Source organism: Pseudomonas sp. HLS-6 TE3448, from assembly GCF_053629555.1.
Map to the genome: position 1 here is coordinate 2858240 of NZ_JBRJIO010000001.1, position 21501 is coordinate 2879740.

17 protein-coding genes are annotated in these 21501 nt (G+C 57.9%); all 17 read left to right on the plus strand.

Annotation, left to right across the window (positions count from 1 at the left end):
- The first annotated feature begins 5 nt into the window (after nucleotides 1–5).
- Nucleotides 6–3575, plus strand: coding sequence for a glycosyltransferase (locus AB7M23_RS13285; RefSeq protein ID WP_454241019.1), 3570 nt, complete (start codon nucleotides 6–8; stop codon nucleotides 3573–3575).
- A 145-nt stretch (nucleotides 3576–3720) separates the two neighbouring features.
- Complete coding sequence (rfbF, locus tag AB7M23_RS13290; protein ID WP_454241020.1) at nucleotides 3721–4494, plus strand: glucose-1-phosphate cytidylyltransferase; 774 nt, start codon at nucleotides 3721–3723, stop codon at nucleotides 4492–4494.
- Entirely contained in the window at nucleotides 4476–5558 is a 1083-nt protein-coding gene (gene rfbG / locus AB7M23_RS13295) for a CDP-glucose 4,6-dehydratase (RefSeq protein ID WP_454241021.1), read from the plus strand. Before rfbF ends, rfbG begins: the two co-directional genes overlap by 19 nt.
- Complete coding sequence (rfbC, locus tag AB7M23_RS13300; RefSeq protein WP_163939308.1) at nucleotides 5555–6115, plus strand: dTDP-4-dehydrorhamnose 3,5-epimerase; 561 nt, start codon at nucleotides 5555–5557, stop codon at nucleotides 6113–6115. The genes rfbG and rfbC overlap by 4 nt, the downstream gene beginning before the upstream one ends.
- Nucleotides 6116–6126: 11 nt before the next feature.
- On the plus strand, nucleotides 6127–6984 hold the full coding sequence (locus AB7M23_RS13305) for an NAD-dependent epimerase/dehydratase family protein (RefSeq protein ID WP_454241022.1): 858 nt from the start codon (nucleotides 6127–6129) through the stop codon (nucleotides 6982–6984).
- Nucleotides 6974–8041 carry a class I SAM-dependent methyltransferase gene (locus AB7M23_RS13310; protein ID WP_454241023.1) on the plus strand — a complete coding sequence of 356 codons (1068 nt, stop codon included), beginning with the start codon at nucleotides 6974–6976 and terminating at the stop codon, nucleotides 8039–8041. The genes AB7M23_RS13305 and AB7M23_RS13310 overlap by 11 nt, the downstream gene beginning before the upstream one ends.
- Nucleotides 8042–8059: 18 nt before the next feature.
- Nucleotides 8060–8797, plus strand: coding sequence for a cephalosporin hydroxylase family protein (locus AB7M23_RS13315; protein ID WP_454241024.1), 738 nt, complete (start codon nucleotides 8060–8062; stop codon nucleotides 8795–8797).
- A 49-nt stretch (nucleotides 8798–8846) separates the two neighbouring features.
- On the plus strand, nucleotides 8847–11777 hold the full coding sequence (locus AB7M23_RS13320) for a TIGR00180 family glycosyltransferase (RefSeq protein WP_454241025.1): 2931 nt from the start codon (nucleotides 8847–8849) through the stop codon (nucleotides 11775–11777).
- A 311-nt stretch (nucleotides 11778–12088) separates the two neighbouring features.
- Complete coding sequence (locus AB7M23_RS13325; protein WP_454241026.1) at nucleotides 12089–13018, plus strand: ketoacyl-ACP synthase III; 930 nt, start codon at nucleotides 12089–12091, stop codon at nucleotides 13016–13018.
- Between the two features lie 345 nt (nucleotides 13019–13363).
- Entirely contained in the window at nucleotides 13364–14215 is an 852-nt protein-coding gene (locus AB7M23_RS13330; protein ID WP_454241027.1) for a flagellin domain-containing protein, read from the plus strand.
- Between the two features lie 72 nt (nucleotides 14216–14287).
- Complete coding sequence (locus AB7M23_RS13335; RefSeq protein ID WP_454241028.1) at nucleotides 14288–14635, plus strand: flagellar protein FlaG; 348 nt, start codon at nucleotides 14288–14290, stop codon at nucleotides 14633–14635.
- A gap of 70 nt (nucleotides 14636–14705) precedes the next feature.
- Nucleotides 14706–16121: a flagellar filament capping protein FliD gene (gene fliD, locus AB7M23_RS13340; protein WP_454241029.1), complete on the plus strand. Its 1416-nt coding sequence runs from the start codon at nucleotides 14706–14708 to the stop codon at nucleotides 16119–16121.
- Between the two features lie 129 nt (nucleotides 16122–16250).
- Nucleotides 16251–16631: a flagellar export chaperone FliS gene (gene fliS, locus AB7M23_RS13345; RefSeq protein WP_065759980.1), complete on the plus strand. Its 381-nt coding sequence runs from the start codon at nucleotides 16251–16253 to the stop codon at nucleotides 16629–16631.
- Nucleotides 16632–16655: 24 nt separating this feature from the next.
- The gene (locus tag AB7M23_RS13350) at nucleotides 16656–16952 is read left to right on the plus strand and encodes a flagellar protein FliT (protein ID WP_099773916.1); all 297 of its coding nucleotides are present in this window, start codon (nucleotides 16656–16658) and stop codon (nucleotides 16950–16952) included.
- Nucleotides 16953–17125: 173 nt separating this feature from the next.
- A complete protein-coding gene (locus AB7M23_RS13355; RefSeq protein ID WP_454241030.1) occupies nucleotides 17126–18601 on the plus strand; it encodes a sigma-54 dependent transcriptional regulator in 1476 nt (491 codons plus the stop codon).
- Nucleotides 18602–18805: 204 nt separating this feature from the next.
- On the plus strand, nucleotides 18806–20014 hold the full coding sequence (locus AB7M23_RS13360) for a sensor histidine kinase (protein WP_454241031.1): 1209 nt from the start codon (nucleotides 18806–18808) through the stop codon (nucleotides 20012–20014).
- A complete protein-coding gene (locus AB7M23_RS13365; RefSeq protein WP_454241032.1) occupies nucleotides 20011–21402 on the plus strand; it encodes a sigma-54-dependent transcriptional regulator in 1392 nt (463 codons plus the stop codon). Before AB7M23_RS13360 ends, AB7M23_RS13365 begins: the two co-directional genes overlap by 4 nt.
- The last annotated feature ends 99 nt before the right edge of the window (nucleotides 21403–21501 follow it).

Consider the following 21501-nt stretch of genomic DNA (forward strand, 5'->3'; position numbering starts at 1 on the left):
CCTCCGTGACTACAGTCCCCCTCGTCAGCATCGTTATCCCGGCGTTCAGCGCCCGCTTTTTCTCGGTGACCCTGCACAGTGCGCTAAGCCAGACTTACGAGAACCTTGAGATCGTTGTCTGTGATGACAGTCGGGACGATGAAATCGAGCGGATCGTTGCTTCCTTTGAAGGGCAAGGACGGGCCCGTATTCGCTATTTGCGCAACCCGCAGCGCCTGGGATTCCGGCGTAATGTGTTGCGCTGCGTGGAGGAGGCGCAGGGTGAGTACGTCAAAGTGCTGTGTGATGATGACCGACTGTTTTCCCGGTGCATTGAATTACAGGCACAGGTACTTATCGCCCATCCCGATGTCAACCTGGTGCAATCTCATCGATTGCAGGCCGACGCTGATGATTTCGTGCTGCCCATACGTGCTGACAATTGCCCGTTTGCCTTGGTTGATTCGGTGTTCAAGGGCGAAGACCTGCTAGCGATTCAGGAAGGGAGTGCTATCCATTTTCTAGGTAACTTCTCATCTGCCCTGATGCGAACCGGTGATGTCCGGCAGTTGTTGCAGACGTTGATCACTGCGGGTGAGGGATTTGTCGCATTGCTCGACCAGGCGTTGTTTGTTTGCCTGTTGCGGCGGGGCAACATGGCACTGCTGACCCATGTACTGAGCGTTGAACGTTTGCACCCGGCGCGCTTGAGCAGGCAGCCTGAAATCATCCAGGCAGCAACAACCGAGTGGGGCTGGTTGCGTCAAATGCTTGCCGCACGTACCGGAGAGGGAGCGCCTGCCCGTGGTTGGGTTCGCTATGTCGAGCTGGCCGATGCCAATGAGTCAGTTCGCGACTGGAAAGAGTTGTACCTGGTGCGTGCACTGAGCAACTGGCACACCGTGATTCAGGGGCGTGTGGGGAGCAATTGCGAAAGTTATGCCGAGCTTTACCAGCAATGGCTTGCGGCACGACGCTTCTCGGATGTTCAGCGGCGTGTGGTGTGTGAACAGGTGGTCAAATGGCCTTCGCAGCCGAAAATCGTGCCGGTTATTGTCGACCCGGAGCAGGACAAGGCCGCGCTGAACATCACCCTCGATAGCCTTGCCGCTCAGCTTTATGCGCCGACGGCAGTGTTGTTGCTGTCCAACGCCGACTGCGTGGTCGAGCAGCATGTTGTGCATTTGCCGCTCGCCGAGAACTGGGCGGCGCAGGTCAATAGTGCGATGCCGGCGCTGGAAGGCGTGGACTGGATCTACCTGCTGAGGGCTGGCGATCGGTTGAGTGAGTCGGCGTTGCTGCTGCTTGCTGAACGCATTGCTGCGACACCTGGTATGCGTTGCGCCTACAGCGATGAAGGTGCCGTGTTGAACGATGAGTCCTGCGACCCGGTGTTCAAGCCTGACTTCAATCTCGATCTGATGCGCGCCTACCCCTATGTTGGTCGAACCCTGGCGTTCGAGCGCCAACAGGTGCTTGCGCTTGGAGGTTTCGATTCGTCGCTGGGGGAGCTTGCACCTCATGACATGGTCTGGCGTATTGCAGAGTCCAATGGCCTGTTTGCAGTCGAGCATATTGCCGAGATTCAGGTGGAGTCTGCATTCTCCTACGCCCAGTGGCTGTCGTTGCCGTCGGTGATCGAACGGAGCAGTGCGTTGGTCACCGCGCATTTGAGCCGATTGGGGATCGAGCATCGTGTTCATCATGACGCGTTGCCGTTGCTCAACAGAATTGACTACCTGCACCCTGAGCAGCCGCTGGTCTCGCTCATCATGATCGCGGGTGATGACGTGCCGGCCATACAGCGCTGCGTTGAAAGTGTGCTGGAGAAAACCGCGTACAGTCGATATGAGTTGCTGATCGTCGGTCGGTCCGAGTGCAGTGCTCAGATGCGTGACTGGCTCGCCGCGATGGCACAGATGGGCGGTGGCCTCTTGCGCGTGCTGGAGGCGCCGCAAGGTGCCTGTGTGGCGGCTATCAACAACCTTGCTGCCGAGCAGGCGCGGGGCGAGTACCTGCTGTTCTTTGCAGCTGACAACCTGGTTTGTCAGGCCCAATGGCTGGCTGAGCTGCTTAATCATGCGCAGCGACCGGAAGTGGGTGTCGTTGGCGCACGCCTCGTTGATCCCAAAGGCAAGGTTGCCAATACCGGCGTCATTCTCGGCTTGGGTGGTGCGGCAGGGCCAGCGTTTGCCGGTGAGCTTTCGGATGCGCGGGGGTACATGCAGCGTCTTCAGGTTGCTCAGAACTGGAGTGCGGTGAGCGGAAGTTGCCTGATGGTACGCGCGGAGGTATTTGCGAGCCTGGGTGGTTTCGATGAGGCGACGTTTGCCCAGAGCCTGGCCGACATTGATTTGTGTTTGCGGGTTGGCCAGGCGGGTTACCTGGTGGTCGGAACGCCTTATTCAATCGTCGTTCAGACGCGTGAAGACAAGCCGTGCTACTTGGGGGCAGAGGCTGGAAAGCCAGAGCAGGAAGCGTTGATCCAGCGCTGGCTGCCGCAGGTGATCAGGGACCCTGCCTACAACCCCAGCCTGAGTCTGACCCGTTCGGCGTTTACGTTGGAGCCCAGCTTGCGAGACAGTTGGAACCCTCTGGTCCTGCGTACACTGCCGTCCATTCTGGCGTTGCCGGTCAACAACACCGCAGTGGGTCATTATCGCGTCAATCAGCCGCTGCGTGAGCTTGAGGCCGTAGGGCGGGTGTTCGGGCGAGTCAGCTTTGAAGTGCCACCTTCGTTCGAAATCGCACGCATGAATCCGGATGTGGTCGTCATCCAGCTTCGCCATTCCACAGAAAGCGTCGATGACATCGAGCGGGTCAAACGTATCACGTCGGCCCGCAGGATCTACGAGATTGATGACTACGTTCTGGAGGCGCCGAAGAAAAATGACCATGCTCGTAATTCGCCGCGCGATACCGAGCAACAGTTGCGCCGAGGCATCGGCTTGTGTGATCGAGTAGTGGTTACCACTGATGCCCTGGCCAATGCCCTTTCCAGTATGCACCGAGATATTCGCGTGGTGCCGAACATGCTGGCGCCGCATTTGTGGCTGGGCCTGAACAGCAAGCGTGGCACGTCGAACAAGCCACGGGTGGGTTGGGGAGGCGGTACCAGCCATGGCGGCGACCTGGAAATCATTGCCGAGGTGGTGCGTGAGCTGGCCAATGACGTGGAGTGGGTGTTCTTCGGCATGTGCCCGGAGAACCTCAAGCCTTACATCCACGAGTATCACCCTGGCGTTTCGCTGAGCAAATACCCCGCGAAGCTGGCCAGCCTGAACCTGGACCTGGCGTTGGCGCCGTTGGAGTTCCATATCTTCAACGACTGCAAGAGCAACCTGCGCCTGCTGGAGTATGGTGCCTGTGGTTACCCGGTGATTTGCACGGACACCGAAGCCTATCGCGGTTACTTGCCTTGCACACGGGTTCACAGCAACTCTACTCAAGAGTGGTTGCAGGCGATCCGTATGCACCTGGCCGACCCGGCAGCCAGCTATCGCATGGGCGATGAGTTGCGTGAAGCGGTGCTGCGCGACTTCGTTTTACGTGCGGACAACTTGCAACACTGGGTCTGGGGCTGGTTGGCCGACTGATCCCGCACCCTCGCTATAGCGGCGCTGCAACAGCGCCGCTCACACTTCCCGTGCACTTGGCGCACTTCCTGCAGGCTCTCCTTCATATCGCCATAAATCCTTCACTCTGGCCCGGATGGGCCGTGCGAAGAACATGAGGAAACCGATGAAGGCAGTCATTTTGGCGGGTGGTCTCGGCACGCGGATCAGCGAAGAGTCGCACCTCAAACCCAAACCGATGATCGAGATCGGTGGCAAGCCAATTCTTTGGCACATCATGAAGCAGTACTCCGCGCACGGTATTCACGACTTCGTGATTTGCCTGGGCTACAAGGGTTATGCGATCAAGGATTTTTTCGCCAACTACTTTCTGCACACCTCCGATGTCACCTTCGACATGCGCAACAACCGCATGGACGTTCATCAGAACTACAGCGAGCCGTGGCGCGTGACGCTGGTGGATACCGGCGAGGAGACAATGACCGGTGGCCGTTTGCGCCGTGCCGGGCGTTACCTTGAGGACGAAAAAGCCTTCTGCTTTACCTACGGCGACGGTGTCTCTGACCTGAACATCGGTGCGCTGGTCGATTTCCACCTGTCCCATGGCAAGCTGGCAACCGTGACCGCTGTGCAGCCGCCAGGTCGTTATGGCGCGTTGCAGCGCGAGGGCAATCAAGTGCTGGGTTTCACTGAGAAACCGCGTGGCGATGGCGGCTGGATCAATGGCGGGTTCTTCGTTCTATCCCCTAAGGTACTGCCTTACATTGCGGGCGATGCAACCTCCTGGGAAGCTGAGCCGCTGAGTCGCTTGGCCAGTGAAGGCCAGTTGCATGCTTTCCAGCATGATGGTTTCTGGCAGCCGATGGATACGCTGCGAGACAAGAATCACCTGGAGCACCTCTGGCAGAGCGGGGAGGCCCCATGGAAACAATGGGACTAAGCCGCGCGTTCTGGGAAGGCAAGCGTGTGTTGCTTACCGGCCACACGGGTTTCAAAGGCAGCTGGTTGACGCTTTGGTTACAGAGCATGGGTGCTCAGGTCACAGGCTTTGCCCTTGACCCGGCCACCGAGCCCAGCCTGTTTGCGCTGGCAAGGGTGGCCGAGGGGATCGATGATCGCCGTGGCGATGTGCGCGATCTGGGGGTGCTGCTTGAGCTGCTGGCCGAAGTACAGCCCGAGATTGTCCTGCACTTGGCGGCACAGCCCCTGGTGCGAGAAAGTTACCGCGATCCGCTGGGGACGTACTCAAGCAATGTCATGGGTACCCTCAATCTGCTGGAAGCGATTCGGCAGGTCGGTGGCGTGCGTGCGTGCGTGCTGGTGACCACCGACAAGGTCTATGCCAACCGGGAGTGGTTGTGGCCGTATCGCGAAGATGAAGCGTTGGGGGGGCATGATCCCTACAGCAGCAGCAAGGCGTGCTGCGAAATACTGGCGCAGTCCTATGGGGCATCATTCTTCAATCCACAGCAGTATGCCGAGCATGGCTTGGCCCTGGCGACCGCGCGTGCCGGGAATGTTCTGGGCGGTGGCGATTTTTCGGCCGAGCGCCTGATCCCGGATGTGCTCAAGGCCTGGTCGGCCGATGAACCGGTGACGCTGCGTTATCCCCAGGCCGTCAGGCCCTGGCAGCACGCGCTGGAGCCCCTGGCGGGTTACCTGCAATTGGCGGCTGCGCTTTATGAGCAGGGGCCGGTGTTTGCAGGTGCATGGAACTTTGGGCCTGGTGAAGCTGACATGTGCAGTGTGGGTGAGGTGATTGCCTCGCTTGCCAGTCAGTGGCCACAGGCGCCTGGTTTACGCGTTGAACCCAGTGACATGCATGAAGCCGGCTTGCTGCGCCTGGACAGTAGTCGCGCTCGGCAGTTGCTCGGCTGGCAACCGCGTTGGTCGTTGCAGGAGTGCCTGGAACAGACCGTGGGTTGGCATATGGCCTGGCAAGCGGGCAAGGACATGCGTGCGGTAACGCTTCATCAACTGAACCTTTACAAGGACTGGTCATGAGTGACTTTGATCTGCAACCGCTGGCGCTTGAAGGGCTTTGCCTGATCCAGCAAAAAGTCTTTCATGACCATCGTGGCCGCTTCGCCCGCTTGTTTTGCCAGAGCCGGCTCAGTGTGCAGGGGCGGTCCTTCGAGATTCGTCAGATCAACCATTCACGTACCCTCGGCAAGGGCAGTGTGCGTGGTCTGCATTACCAGCAGGCAGGCTACGCTGAAGCGAAATTGATCACCTGCGTGCGTGGTGCTATCTGGGATGTGGCTGTCGATCTGCGCCCTGATTCGCCAACGTTCCTCCAATGGCATGCTGAGGAACTGGTCGCTGACGATGGCCGTAGCCTGTTGATTCCAGCGGGCTTTGCCCATGGTTTTCAGGCGCTCAGTGATGAGGCTGAAGTGCTCTACTTCACAGACGCCGACTATGCGCCAGCGCATGAGGCTGGGTTGTTGGTGAGTGATCCTGCATTGGCTATTTCCTGGCCGTTGCCCGTGTGCAATCTCTCCGCGAAAGACGCGGTGCATCCGTTGCTCGATGCCGATTTTGCGGGTGTGCGCGTGTGAGCCAGCGGCCGATGAAGGTACTGGTTACCGGTGCTACCGGATTTGTAGGACGACATCTGGTCGCTGCATTGCTGGCTGAAGGCATTGCAGTGCGGGCTGTTGCCCGGCGACTCGAGCTGGCGCGGGAATTGCCCTGGTTTGATCAGGTCGAGTTCATGGCTGTCGATGTGCATGCCGCGTCGTTGCAAATCGATGCGTTGGTCGAGGGTGTGGACGCGGTTGCCCATCTGGCCTGGCCAGGCTTGCCGAACTATCAGGCGCTGTTTCATTTCGAGCGCAACTTGCCGGCTGACTACGCTTTCCTCAAGCGAGTCGTCGAGGCGGGTGTGCAGCAGGTCCTGGTGACGGGCACCTGTTTTGAATACGGCCTGCAGAACGGTCAGTTGAGCGAGCAATGCCCTGCGCAACCCAATACGGCGTACGGTCTGGCCAAACATACCTTGAGGCTGTTCCTGGAAAATCTGCAGCGTGAGCAGCCATTCACTCTGCAGTGGGCCCGGTTGTTCTATCTGCATGGCCCCGGACAAGCCCCCAACAGCCTGTTGGCCAGCCTGGATCGCGCCATCGATGCCGGCGATGAGCAATTCAACATGTCGGCGGGGGAGCAGTTGCGCGACTATCTGGAAATCGAAGAAGCCGCCGGGCTGCTGTTGGGCGTGCTGAAACAGCGGACGTTTTCCGGCGTGATCAACTGCTGCAGCGGCAAACCTGTGTCGGTTCGGACACTGGTCGAACAGCGGGTTCGTCAGCGCCATTCGGCGATTACCTTGAACCTGGGGCACTACCCCTATTCGCATCATGAACCAATGGCGTTCTGGGGCTCGACCGAGCGTTTGCGAGACCTGACAGGAGAGCGGCATGACGCATGAGCTATACCGGGCGCAAGGCTTGCCCGTTTTGCAGAACCGTACTTTTGCGACTGCCGAAGAGGCACGTGCCAGTGGATGCGCAGATATCGTACTGGTACAGGATGAGCAGAGCGGTCTGGTCTTCAATCAGGCTTTTGATGCCAGCAAGCTGATCTACGATGCGGACTACCAGAACGAGCAGGCGCATTCGACACAGTTTCAGAAGCACCTGGGGGATGTCGAACAAATTCTGGCGCGCCACTTCAGTGGGCAGCGCTTGATTGAGGTCGGTTGCGGGAAAGGTTACTTCCTGGAGATGCTGCGCGAGCGGGGCTACTCCATCACCGGCATCGACCCTTCCTACGAGGGCGATAATCCTGATGTGATCAAGGCACCTTTCACGCGTCAGTTGGGGCTGTCCGCCGAGGGTATTGTCTTGCGCCATGTTCTGGAACACATGGCTGATCCGCAGGCATTCCTGAGTGAAATTGCCGCCGCCAACCAGGGTGGAAAAATCTACATCGAAGTGCCGTGCTTTGACTGGATTGTCGAGCACCATGCATGGTTCGACGTGTTCTACGAGCACGTCAATTATTTCCGGCTTGACGATCTGCGACGGCTCTTTGGCACGGTTCACGAAACCGGCCATCTGTTTGGCGGGCAGTACCTTTATGTCGTTGCCGACCTTGCCAGTTTGCGCGCGCCGCGTACGGGCTCATCCCTGCTGCAAATGCCGACGGGGTTCACCGCTAGCCTTGACCGGGCGGTACAGATCATCAAGGACGCTCCCGATCAGCGCGCAGCGATCTGGGGGGCGTCCTCCAAGGGGGTTATCTATTCACTGTTCCTGCAGCGCGCTGGCGTTGCGGTGGACCATGTGGTCGACATCAACCCGGCCAAGCAGGGGCGTTACCTGCCGCTCAGTGGTTTGCGCGTTTCATCGCCGCAAGAGGTGCTGGACAGCCTCCCGGATGGCGCAAACCTGTTTGTAATGAACTCGAACTACCTCGAAGAAATCAAGCGCATGACCGATGAGCGCTATGTCTACCACGCCGTAGACAGCGCCTCGTTTCAATGACAATCAGTGAGACCCTACATGACTGACAATAACGTACATCAGGCTTTTGAGGCTGAGTGCAAGGCTGAAATCGATGCCCAGGGCCAGAACGAAACGCTAAAAGGCCTGGCTCGCGACTTTTTCAATGAATCGGCCCGGCATAAGTACAGTTATCACTTCTCGTGGATGGGGCGTCCCATCATTCAATTGCCTCAGGACATGATGGCAATGCAGGAGCTGATCTGGAACATCAAGCCGGATCTGGTGATCGAGTGCGGTATTGCCCATGGCGGCTCGATTATCTACTACGCCTCGCTGCTGGAGCTGCAAGGGCACGGTGAGGTGCTCGGTATCGACAGGGATATTCGCCCGCACAACCGCCTGGCCATCGAAAGCCATCCGATGTTCAAGCGTATCCGCATGATCGAGGGGTCCAGCGTTGATTTGGCCGTCGTCGAACAGGTGCGTGCGTTGGCGGCGGGCAAGAAAGTTATCCTGGTACTCGATTCCAACCATACCCATGAGCATGTGCTTGAGGAACTGCGGCTGTATGCACCACTGGTTTCGCTGGGCAGCTACTGCGTAGTTATGGACACGGTGGTTGAAGACATGCCGGCCGATGCTTTTCCTGATCGTCCCTGGGGGCCAGGTGATAACCCGAAGACTGCGGTCTGGGCCTACCTGGAGGAGAACGGCGATTTTGAAATCGATCAGCAAATGAACGACAAATTGCTGATTAGTGTGGCGCCGGACGGCTATCTGCGTCGGGTTCGTTGAATTCTCTGGTCTAAAGCGCACAGGCCCCAGTGGCTGGCAGGAAAGTGATATGCACGTTGAACACATTGCACAAGAAGGCGCAGCGCTGAAAGAGCGTTTTACGCTGGTCATTATCAGTCATGAACGGCCGGCTTTCTTGCGTCGTACGCTGCAGTACTACCAAGGCTTTAGCGGTAAAGTGCTGGTCCTGGATTCTTCGCGCGAGGCGGCAGACGATCTTGTCCAGGATTATCCTGAGGTGGATTATCGTCACCTGCCGGCGTTCAGCTACAAGGGCCTTCAGGACAAGCTGGTCTACGGCGTGGCACAGGTCAACACGCCTTACATGGCCTTTGCTGCCGACGACGATTTCCTCCTGCACGATGCGTTGGCTGAATCCGTAACCTTCCTTGAGGCAAATCCCGAGTATGGGTTATGCCATGGCTACGGCATGATGTACTTGGCGCGTGGCACCGAGGTGAACTTCTATCGCCGAGACAAGCGGGTTTGTGAAGACTACAACTCTGATCTTTCCGAAGAGCGGGTGCTGGACTTCCTCGGGCAGTTCTTGCCGCCGTTCTATGCAGTGACGCGCACCGACCTGCTGCAGCAGTGGTATGCCGTGCTGCCGGCCAATACCAGTTTTGAATGGCAGGAAATTGGTCACGCGTTCTACCTGCTTGCCAGCGCCAAAGCACGGATCCTGCCTATTCCTTATGCGGTGCGCGAAGTTAACTACGGTAGCTCCGAGCACAACACCAATGTCTTGACCGTATTGACCTATTCCGACCCTGACTCTGTGGCCGAGCGTGAGGCGTTTGCTCAGTTCCTGGCGTCGACGCCAATGGGCTTTCGCAACAAGACGCCAGATCAGATCAAGCACATCGCGCTGATGAGCTTCACCGCAATGGCCAGTGGCTTGCAAAGCGGACGGGCGCTGGAAGCCTGCATGATCGTTCGCTCCGAGTGGTCGCAGCCTGGGGCTGAGCCTGTGCGCTTCTTTGGCGAGAAACAATTCGTCGAGATGCCGTTCTATAACAAGACGATGTTCGATCTGCTTGCACGTATCGAGTTCCTGATTCATTCCATGCCGGCGGGTCGCTTGCAGCTTCAGGAGCTGGAGCCGATCTTGCTGCGTCAATCGGAACTGATGCAGGTTCATGCCAACGACACCGAGCGCACGATCAAGAGTCGCTTGTGGGAAGCCTTGGGGTTGAGCCCGTTCAATCGTACGGTGGTAGAGCGTTTGTTAAAGTCGCTGCGTGCCACCGGCGATGATGAAGAGGTTGCTCCGCTTCAATGCTGGTTTGAGCGTTTGTGCAGCGTGCCCGCTTATGAACGCAAGGTGCTGCTCGATAGCATGGCGTCCGGACGTTTGCTGAACTGGCTGGAAGCGCGCAAGCCAACGGACGTTCAGGTTCGTCTGGCCAACAAGCGTCTGGCTCGTCATGCCGGTGGTCCGACCTTTGGCATTCTGCTGTTGGACCTGGATGCCGACATGTTCAAGCTGCAGGCAACGTTCGACAGCTTGATGGATGGTCACTGCAAGGCCTTCAAGGTTGTGGTGCTGACCACGGGCGATTTGCCCGCCAACACGACACCGGAGCAGACCGTGCACTTCGTCAAGGTCACTGCAGAGGATCATGTTGACAAGCTCAATCGTGCACTGGCTACCCTTGGCACCGATTGGGTGATCCTTGCCGATGCTGGCGACCGTTTCACCGCTGGCGGCCTGCTGCGCGCCAGCCTGGAGTTGCTGGAGGCCGACGGCTGCCGTGCAGTGGCAATGGACGAGGTCATGCGTCAGGCCGACGGTACTCTGGTAGAGGTTTTACGCCCAGGCGCCAGTCTCGACATGTTGCAGAGTGTGCCAGGGCTTATGGCGCGGCATTGGCTGGTACGTCGCGAGTTGCTGCTTGAGGTGGGCGGTTATGATGCTGAGTTTGCCCGGGCACTGGAATTCGACCTGTTGCTGCGCCTCATCGGGCAGGGTGGGTTGGCTGGGTTGGCTCACTTGGCCGAGCCGCTGCTGATCAGCCAGGCGCGAGCGCTCGAGTCTAATGAGCATGAGCGTGCAAGCCTGACACGGCAGGTAATACAACGTGGTTATCCGGGGCAGGTCAGTTCGGCAAAGCCGGGTACTTACCAGATCGACTACCGTCATGAAGCACGCCCGCTAGTGTCGATAGTGCTTTATTGCCAGGACAACATGGAGCAACTACAGCCTTGTCTGGTCAGTGTGCTGCAGCGTACGCGCTACCGGAATCACGAGATTGTCATTGCCGATAACAACAGTCAGTCGCCGCAATTGCTGGCGTGGTTGGCTAGCCTGAGTGCAGGTGGTGATCGTATTCGGGTGGTGCGTAGCGAACAGACCATTAGCCCGTCGGCGATGACCAACCTGGCTTGTCAGCAGGCGAACGGGGAGTATCTGGTGTTGCTGGCCAGCGATGGCGAAGTGGTAAACGCCAACTGGCTGGAAATCCTGCTTAACCAGGCGCAGCGTCCTGAGGTCGGTATCGTGGGTGGCAAGCTGCTCGACCGGGCAGGTACGGTCACTCAGGCCGGCCTGGTGCTGGGCTTTGGGGCGGGGGTTGCTCCGGCTCTGGCAGGTGAGGGCAAGGACGCGGCTGGCTATATGCAGCGGCTGCATGTCGAGCATAACGTTTCGGCCGTATCCGCCGCGTGCCTGATGATCCGCAAGGAGCTGTATCTGGCACTGGAAGGCCTGGATGAAGTCGAGTTCATGACCCATTACGCCGATGTCGACCTGTGCTTGAAATCCGCTCAGGCGGGTTACCTGACGGTATGGTCGCCTCAGGTGCAGGTGATTCATCACGGCACGGTCATGCATGATGAGGCGGCTCTGCAGGCGCTGCGTGAGAAGTGGCCGGGTTATCTGGAAAACGATCCGGCCTATAACGCGAGCCATGCGCGCACGGGCAAAACCTTTGGCCTGGGTGCTCCAACGGCTGTGGAGTGGGAGGCGCTGGTCGGTTAACCGTCCAGTACGCCACTGATCAAAAGCCACGAGCGCCTGGGGCGTTCGTGGCTTTTTTTGTTGTAATCCATTGGTCTGGGTGTTGTTGGCTTGTCAGCAATTCGGCAAATTAAGCGTGACCTGCGAGTCATATCGCGCATCTTCACTGTATATTGTCAGGACCGGGAATCGCCCTGCCATCCGGTATGTGCCTGTCAGGCATGCCTGGCAGCCTGCTTCGCCGCGTTTTTGGGTGGCAAACATCCCTGATTGTCGGTGCCTCTCCACTGTGCGAGCGGCAGGTATTCAGTTGTTAATTAATGGGAAGCCATATGATTGGCATTAAAAGCATCGCCAGTTACGTGCCGGCCGCTGGCGTGGACAACTACGCTCAAGGCGCAAAATTCGAAAAGGATGAAGCCTTCATCCTGGGCAAGATCGGTTCCGCTTTCCTGCCACGCAAAGATGTCGCTCAGGAAACCTCGGACCTCTGTGTAGAAGCCGCCAACGCCCTGTTTGCGGCCAACCCGCAGCTTTCGCGTGAATCCATCGATGCATTGATTGTCGTCACTCAGAATGGTGACGAAGAAGGCCTGCCGCATACCGCTGCCATCGTTCAGGACAAACTGGGCCTGCCGACTCATGTGGCTGCGTTTGATATCTCGCTGGGCTGCTCGGGCTACGTCTATGGTATCTACGCGCTCAAGGGCTTCATGGAAGCCACAGGCCTGAAGAATGGCCTGCTGATCACGGCTGACCCTTATTCGAAGATCGTCGATCCGGAAGACCGCAATACCACCATGCTGTTTGGTGATGCGGCCACTGCTACCTGGATGGGCGAAGATGCACCGTGGCAGTTGGGTAAAGCCAAATTCGGTACCGACGGTTCTGGCGCTGCACACCTGAAGGTCACTGATGGTGTGTTTTTCATGAACGGGCGTCAGGTGTTCAACTTTGCCTTGCTCAAGGTACCGGCCCACCTGCATGAATTGCTGGGTGAAAGCGGCCTGCAGCCGGCAGATATCGATGCGTTCTGCATCCATCAGGGCAGTGCGGCTATCGTCGATGCGGTCGCGCGGCGTTTCGAGGACGACCCGGAGAAGTTCATCAAGGACATGGTCGAGACGGGTAACACCGTGTCGTCCAGTATTCCACTGTTGCTGGAAAAGCACGTGCTTGAGTCGAATTTCAAGCGTGTGGCGTTGAGTGGTTTTGGTGTTGGCCTTTCCTGGGGATCGGCGATCATTCAGCGTGCTGATTAAACACAATGGCTGCTGACGAACCCCCGCTCTTTAGCGGGGGTTTGTTTTTCAGGGCATTTTCTTTCGGGTTTCAAGTTTCGTGGCACAGGCTTACCGGCGATCTGAGTGCGGCATGCTTGCGGGCACTCCATCGCTGCTTTGTGCGGCTTCGGCAGTTGGGGTGGCGCTATTTTCATGGCGTCAAACCCCCGATTTCATTGGGCTGGCACGATGCCAGTAAATTTTTTCAAAAAATCCCTAAAGCAACGTGCGCTGGCGACGATAACTATTACGAAGGTTCTCTAGGCCAAACCCGGTGGTTGCCAAGGCCGGAAGCCGCAGTATCCCACAAACGAGGAATTCGTCATGGCATTAACCGTAAACACCAACGTCACTTCGCTGGGCGTTCAGAAGAACCTGAACCGTGCTTCCGACGCGCTGAGCACTTCGATGACTCGTCTGTCTTCCGGCCTGAAAATCAACAGCGCCAAAGACGACGCTGCTGGCCTGCAGATCGCTACCCGTATGACCTCGCAGATTCGCGGTCAGACCATGGCTATCAAAAACGCCAACGACGGTATCTCCATCGCCCAGACCGCTGAAGGCGCGATGCAAGAGCAGACCAACATTCTGCAGCGTATGCGTGAACTGGCTGTTCAGTCGCGAAACGACAACAATAGTGCATCCGACCGTGAAGCGCTGAACAAAGAGTTCGCGGCAATGTCCGACGAACTGACTCGTATTGCAGACAGCACCCAGCTCAACGGCAAGAACCTGCTCGATGGTTCCGCTAGCACCATGACTTTCCAGGTTGGTTCCAACTCTGGCAGCATGAACCAGATCTCGATCGACCTGAACGGCAAGTTTGACGCTGCTACTCTGACCGTCGACAAGGCTACTATCGCCATTACTGGTACTACCAGTGACGAAGCTCAAGCCAGCTTCGAGCTCGCCATCACTAACATTGATGCCGCTCTGCAGACCATCAACGACAAGCGTGCCGACCTCGGTGCTGCACAAAACCGTCTGACCAGCACCATCAACAACCTGCAAAACATCAACGAAAACGCCGAAGCTGCTCGTGGCCGCGTACAGGACACCGACTTCGCTGCCGAGACTGCTCAGCTGACCAAGCAGCAAACTCTGCAACAAGCGTCGACTTCGGTTCTGGCTCAAGCCAACCAGCTGCCATCTGCTGTACTGAAGCTGCTTCAGTAATCGCCTGATGGTCATCGGCGGGGGAGTGCGTTCATGGCGCTCCCCCGCCTTTTGCATTAAGAGGTGACAGACATGGATATGAGCGTGAAGCTGAACCAGTCTTACCCGGCAGTGCGGCCCACCGAGCAGGTCGCCGAAAAAGCCACGGCAAAACAGAGTGAGCCGTCGCGGGATGCAACCGACAAGGGTGTGCCCGATACTGATAAGGTGAAGAGTGCTGTCAAGGAAATCGAAAAATTCCTGGCCTCAAACCGACGAAATCTCGAATTCTCCACGGACGAAGAATCCGGCAAGATTGTGGTCAAAGTCATCGCTAGCGAGACCGGTGAACTGGTGCGCCAGATTCCCTCGGAAGAAGTCTTGAAGATTGCTAACAGCCTCAGCGATGTAAATAGCCTGCTGTTCAACGCGAAGGCCTGAACTGGCAGACTTACCATGTGTTCGCTAGTCTCGCTGGGCTAGGGAAGCGCGAAACCTAGAGGGATTAACAATGGCAAGTCCAATTACCTCCACTACAGGCATCGGTTCGGGGCTGAATATCAGTTCGATCGTCGAGGCGCTGGTTAACTCCGACACGGCCGCCAAGCAGGCCCAGATTACCCGCCAGACGACCAACAACAAGGCCTATATTTCCGGTGTAGGTGCGCTCAAGAGTGCACTGGCGGCTTATCAGTCCTCAATGGCGAAGCTCAATAGCAGCACCGCACCTGCATTCAATGCCTATGCTGCCACGTCTGCCAATGAGAATGTTCTCAAGGCTACGGCAAGCAACACTGCAGTTCCCGGTACCTATGAAGTCAATGTCTCCCAGTTGGCGACGGGCTCCAAGGTGGCCAGCAGGTTGTATACGACGGCCGAGGGTGGCGCTGCGACCCCGATTCCGAAGGGCGATCTGACCATCGAGCAGAACGGCAAGACCTATACGGTAAGTATCGGTGATGGCGCCACACTGCAGAGCGTGCGTGACTCGATCAACGACGCCCTTGCGGTGAACGGCATCAGTGCGAACATCATCAATGAGGCGGGCGGTTCGCGCTTGGTGCTGGGTTCTACCACTACGGGGGCAGGTTCGGATATCAAGGTGATCGGAGGTACTACCGGCATTGATATCGACGGTACCAAGTCCATGGCTACCAATGGTTCCGGCTATATCAGTGGGCTTGCTCAGGACGCGAAGTTGACCATTGATGGTCTGGAAGTCACCAGCAAGTCCAATACCGTCAAGGATGCCATCAGTGGTATCACGCTCGATCTCGTTGCGAAGAGCGCAGATGCAGCCACCACCACCAAGGTAACGGTCGGTGCCAACAATGATGGGCTGAAAGCTTCTGTGCAGCAGTTCGTCGATGCCTACAATACGATGGTCAAGGCGGTCAACGCGCTGACGGCGACCAGTACGGATGCCGATGGCAATACGGTGCTTGGTTCACTCACCGGTGACCCGACCACGCGTTCGCTTTTGGCGGATATTCGTGGCGAGTTGGCGAATATCGGTTCGGGTGATCGTCTGACTACGCTGAGTCAGTTGGGTATTAATACTCAAAAAGATGGCACGCTTGAGTTCAATAGCTCCAAATTCACCGCTGCCATGAATGACAAGAAGCTGGGCAGTGAGGTGCAGGAGCTGTTCACGGGTACCAATGGTGTCTTTGAGCGCATGAACAAGGCGATTGAGCCCTACATCAAGAGCGATGGCATTCTGACTTCGCGTACCAATAACCTGAATTCGTTGCAGAAGCGACTTGATCAGCAGCAAGAAGACCTTGATCGTCGTGTCGAGCTGCTCACAGCTTCGCTGACCAAGAAGTACATCGCCATGGATACCGTGGTGGGCAAGCTCAAGGCACAAGCCAACAGCATCACCTCGATCTTTGATGCGATCACTGCGCAGCAGAAGAACTCCTGATCGATTGGCGGTGCCAAAAGCCCGGCGTCACCCTTAGGGTGTGCCGGGCTTTTTGCGTTGAGGCTAAAGTTTTTTGACACGCTGTCGATACAGCCGGTATATGAACCCTTTTGTGTGACGAGGTAGAACATGAACCCTATGTTGGCCCTTCGGCAGTACCAGAAAGTTAACGGCCAGGCGCAAACCTCCGAGGCTAGCCCGCACCGTTTGGTACAAATGTTGATGCAGGGCGGCCTGGACCGTATCGCTCAGGCCAAGGGCGCCATGGCGCGCAATGATATCGCCCAGAAAGGCATCCTGATCGGCAAGGTCATCGGTATTGTCGGTGGCTTGCGCGAAGGTCTGGACCTGGAAAACCATGCCGATTCATTGGCGGATCTGGACAGCCTGTATGCTTACATGAGCAAGCGTCTGGTCGAGGCCAATGTGCAGAATGATCCGGAAATCCTCAACGAGGTCGCTCGTTTGCTGATTACCGTCAAGGAAGGCTGGGACGCAATTGGCGAATAATTCGCTTGCGCCGAGGAGGTTGTGATGAGCGCCGTGCTCGAGCGTATTGAACAAACCCGCGATGCATTGCTGGGTGCATTGGCCAACCGTGATTGGGATGCGATCAGTGATCTGGATGTGAATTGCCGCCTTTGCGTCGATGATGTGTTGGGTGAGCCAGAGCTGGATGAAGCTGTGCTGCGTATCAAGCTTGAGGAGTTGCTAGGCGTTTACCGGCAATTAATCGAGGTTGCAAGTGGTGAGCGTCAAACAATAGTCGATGAACTGGCACAGATCCGACAAGCCAAAAACGCGGCAAAGGTATACCATCTATTCACTTGACGCTGGCCGATTCGAGAAAGAAGTGCGCCATAAATTTGACTGTGTGCGGCTTTTTGACTTAACTAGTGGCTGTTTTCTAAATGTTGACGTCCAAGCACTGACGGTTCAGTCGGAATGATGTCGAGCAAGCCCTGAAAGTGGGGCGCTGAGTTGACTAGGGAAGTTGCTATTGCATGTGGCGTGAAACCAAAATTCTCCTGATCGATGACGACAGTGTTCGCCGCCGCGATTTGGCGGTGGTCCTGAATTTTCTCGGCGAAGACAATTTGCCCTGCTCAAGCCAGGACTGGCAGCAGGTCGTCGAGTCGTTGTCATCCAGTCGTGAAGTACTTTGCGTCCTGATTGGTGCTGTGAATGCTCCGGCAAGTCTTTCGGGCTTGCTTAAGACAGTGGCAGCCTGGGATGAGTTCCTTCCCGTGTTGCTATTGGGCGAAATTTCTTCGGTCGACCTGCCCGAAGAGTTGCGCCGCCGCGTGCTGTCCAGTCTTGAAATGCCGCCCAGCTACAGCAAATTGCTGGACTCGTTGCACCGTGCCCAGGTGTATCGCGAGATGTACGATGCCGCCCGTGAGCGTGGCCGACAGCGTGAACCGAACCTGTTTCGCAGCCTGGTCGGCACCAGCCGTGCAATCCAGCATGTGCGGCAAATGATGCAGCAGGTGGCCGATACCGACGCCAGTGTGTTGATCCTGGGTGAGTCGGGCACTGGCAAGGAAGTGGTTGCACGCAACCTTCATTATCATTCCAAGCGCCGCGAAGCGCCGTTCGTGCCGGTCAACTGCGGCGCGATCCCGGCAGAGCTGCTGGAAAGCGAATTGTTCGGCCATGAGAAGGGCGCTTTCACCGGTGCTATCACCAGCCGTGCAGGGCGTTTCGAGTTGGCCAATGGCGGCACCCTGTTCCTCGATGAAATTGGCGACATGCCGCTGCCAATGCAGGTCAAGTTGCTGCGGGTGTTGCAGGAGCGAACCTTCGAGCGCGTGGGTAGCAACAAGACCCAGAGCATCGACGTGCGAATCATTGCGGCGACTCACAAGAACCTCGAGAGCATGATCGAGGTAGGCTCCTTCCGCGAAGACCTGTACTACCGGCTTAACGTTTTCCCGATCGAGATGGCGCCCCTGCGAGAGCGTGTCGAAGACATCCCGTTGTTGATGAACGAGTTGATCTCGCGCATGGAGCACGAGAAGCGTGGCTCTATCCGCTTCAACTCGGCGGCGATCATGTCGCTGTGTCGTCATGGTTGGCCGGGCAACGTCCGGGAGCTGGCCAACCTGGTCGAGCGCATGGCGATCATGCACCCTTATGGGGTGATCGGGGTCTCCGAGCTGCCCAAGAAATTCCGTTATGTCGATGATGAAGAAGAGCATCTGGTCGACAGTTTGCGCTCTGATCTTGAGGAGCGCGTGGCAATCAATGGGCACACGCCAAACTTCTCCCATCACGCCATGCTGCCGCCCGAAGGGTTGGACCTCAAGGATTACCTCGGCAGCCTCGAGCAGGGCTTGATCCAGCAGGCGCTGGACGATGCCAGTGGCGTGGTGGCACGTGCCGCGGAGCGTTTGCGTATCCGGCGTACCACCCTGGTAGAAAAAATGCGCAAGTACGGCATGAGTCGACGTGAGGGTGACGAGCAGGCAGAAGATTGACGCCTGTCGGGTGGTGACACTGGCAGAGTACCTGCTGTCGCCACCAATGCCCCTATTTTTCGCAGGGCTGTGGTGCCCGTTACCGTTGGCTCCTGCCGTTTCTCTCAGGGCTCGTGGTCTTGTCGTGAAAATTATCCGGCACGGCTATTGCTATACCGCTGGCAACATACCGTTTTATGACGGTGAGCCACGCGAGAGAGCACGATGCCCCACGCCGCTACCATCTCCAGTCTCCCTGAGCTGAAGGGAGCGAACACCTCTGAGCAGGACAGTCGTAATGGTCTTGAGCAGGCCTTTGCCCTGTTCGACCAGATGTCGACACAGCTCAGTCAATCCTACAACCTGCTTGAGGCGCGCGTCACCGAACTCAAGGGTGAGTTGGCGGTGGTCAGTGCCCAGCGAATGGCAGAGTTGGCCGAGAAAGAGCGTTTGGCCAATCGCCTGCAGAATCTCCTGGATTTGCTGCCGGGTGGCGTCATTGTCATCGATGGGGCGGGGCGTGTGCGTGAGGCCAACCCGGCCGCACGTGAACTGCTGGGCGAGCCGTTGGACGGTGAGCTATGGCGTCACGTGATCGCTCGCAGCTTTGCGCCGCGTGAAGATGACGGTCACGAGGTATCGTTGCGTGATGGTCGGCGTCTGTCGATCGCCACCCGCTCGCTGGACGCCGAACCGGGTCAGTTAGTGCTGCTTAACGACCTGACCGAAACCCGTCACCTTCAGGATCAACTTGCACGTCATCAGCGACTGTCATCGCTGGGGCGCATGGTCGCTTCGCTCGCTCACCAGATTCGTACCCCCTTGTCGGCGGCCCTGCTTTACGCCAGCCACTTGGCGGAGCAGACCTTGCCGGCGCAAACCCAGCAGCGCTTCGCCAGTACGCTGAAGGAGCGTTTGCATGAGTTGGAGCATCAGGTGCGTGACATGTTGGTGTTCGCGCGGGGTGAGTTGCCGCTAACCGACCGCCTGACGCCCAAGGCACTGTTTCAGGCGCTGCAGCAGGCGGCACATCCCCACGTTCAGGGGCATCTCGTACGCTGGCAGTGCGACAGTCATCTCGGGGATCTGTTGTGCAATCGCGACACCTTGGTGGGGGCGTTGCTCAACCTGATTGAAAACGCTGTGCAGGCCAGTGCGGGCCAGGCCCGTTTGAAAATTCATCTGTACCGCCGAGAGCAGCTTCTGCATGTGTGCGTGAGTGATGCCGGGGCTGGTATCGATGCAGGGTTGCTCGCGCGTTTGGGTGAGCCGTTTCTGACCACCAAGGCGACCGGCACCGGTTTAGGCTTGGCGGTGGTCAAGGCGGTGGCGCGTGCGCACCAGGGTGAGTTGCAGTTGCGCTCGCGTCCCGGGCGAGGCACCTGTGCCCGTGTCAGCTTGCCGTTGATCGGTGCGCAGGAGGGTATGGCGTGACGGCGATCAAGGTGTTGCTGGTTGAGGATGATCGGGTGCTGCGCCAAGCGCTTGGCGATACCCTGATGCTCGGTGGTTTCGACTATCTGGCGGTAGGCTCGGCAGAGGAGGCCTTGGCGGTGGTTGCTGAACAGGCTTTCAGCCTGGTGGTCAGTGATGTGAACATGCCGGGCATGGATGGTCATCAGTTGCTTGAGCTGTTGCGGGTGCGCCATCCGCAGTTGCCCGTGCTGTTGATGACCGCGCATGCCGCCGTTGAGCGCGCGGTGCAGGCCATGCGCCAAGGGGCTGTCGATTACCTGGTCAAGCCATTCGAACCTCGCGCCTTGCTGGATCTGGTAGGGCGCCATGCCGTGGGTGCGTTCGATAAGGCAGAGGGCGATGGCCCTGTGGCGCGTGAGCCCGCCAGTGCGCAACTGTTGGAGTTGGCGGCGAAGGTTGCACGCAGTGATTCTACGGTGCTGATTTCTGGTGAATCCGGTACCGGCAAAGAGGTGCTGGCGCGCTACATTCATCAGCAGTCGCCCCGGGCCAGTCAGCCGTTTGTGGCGATCAACTGTGCGGCGATTCCCGACAACATGCTTGAAGCAACCTTGTTCGGGCATGAGAAGGGATCATTTACCGGGGCCATTGCCGCTCAGGCGGGGAAGTTCGAGCAGGCGGATGGCGGTACCTTGCTGCTCGATGAAATTTCCGAAATGCCGCTGGGCCTGCAGGCCAAGCTTTTGCGTGTGCTGCAGGAGCGCGAGGTGGAGCGGGTTGGCGGGCGTAAGCCGATTGCGCTGGATATTCGCGTAGTTGCAACCACCAACCGTGATTTGGCCGGTGAAGTGGCGGCTGGACGGTTCCGTGAAGACCTCTACTATCGCCTGTCGGTGTTTCCCTTGGCCTGGCGCCCCTTGCGTGAACGCAGTGCCGATATTCTGCCGCTGGCCGAGCGCTTGCTGGCGCGCCACGTCAATAAAATGAAACACGCTCCGGTGGTGCTGTCGCCCCGTGCGCAAGCGTGCCTGCAAGCGTATCCGTGGCCTGGCAACGTTCGGGAGCTGGACAATGCTATTCAGCGTGCGCTGATTCTGCAGCAGGGCGGCGTGATTGAGGCTGAGGATTTTTGCCTGGCCGGCGCTTTGCCCACGCTGACGCCAACTGCAGTCGAGCCGCAGTCGAGCGCGCCTTCGCTGAGCACGCCCGAAGCCACTGGGTTGGGTGACGACTTGCGTCGGCATGAGTTCCAGATGATCATCGACACCCTTCGCGCCGAGCGCGGTCGCCGCAAAGAGGCCGCCGAGCGATTGGGTATCAGCCCGCGAACCCTGCGTTACAAGCTTGCGCAAATGCGTGATGCGGGGATGGATGTCGAGGCCAGCCTGTATGCCTCGGGCGGGTAACGTCGCGGTTATTTAGAGTTTTTATTCGGCTCGCACACGTAGCTGGCACTCTTGTTGCTAAGTCCAGCGTATCCGCTGCGTGAGTGTCAAAAAAATGCG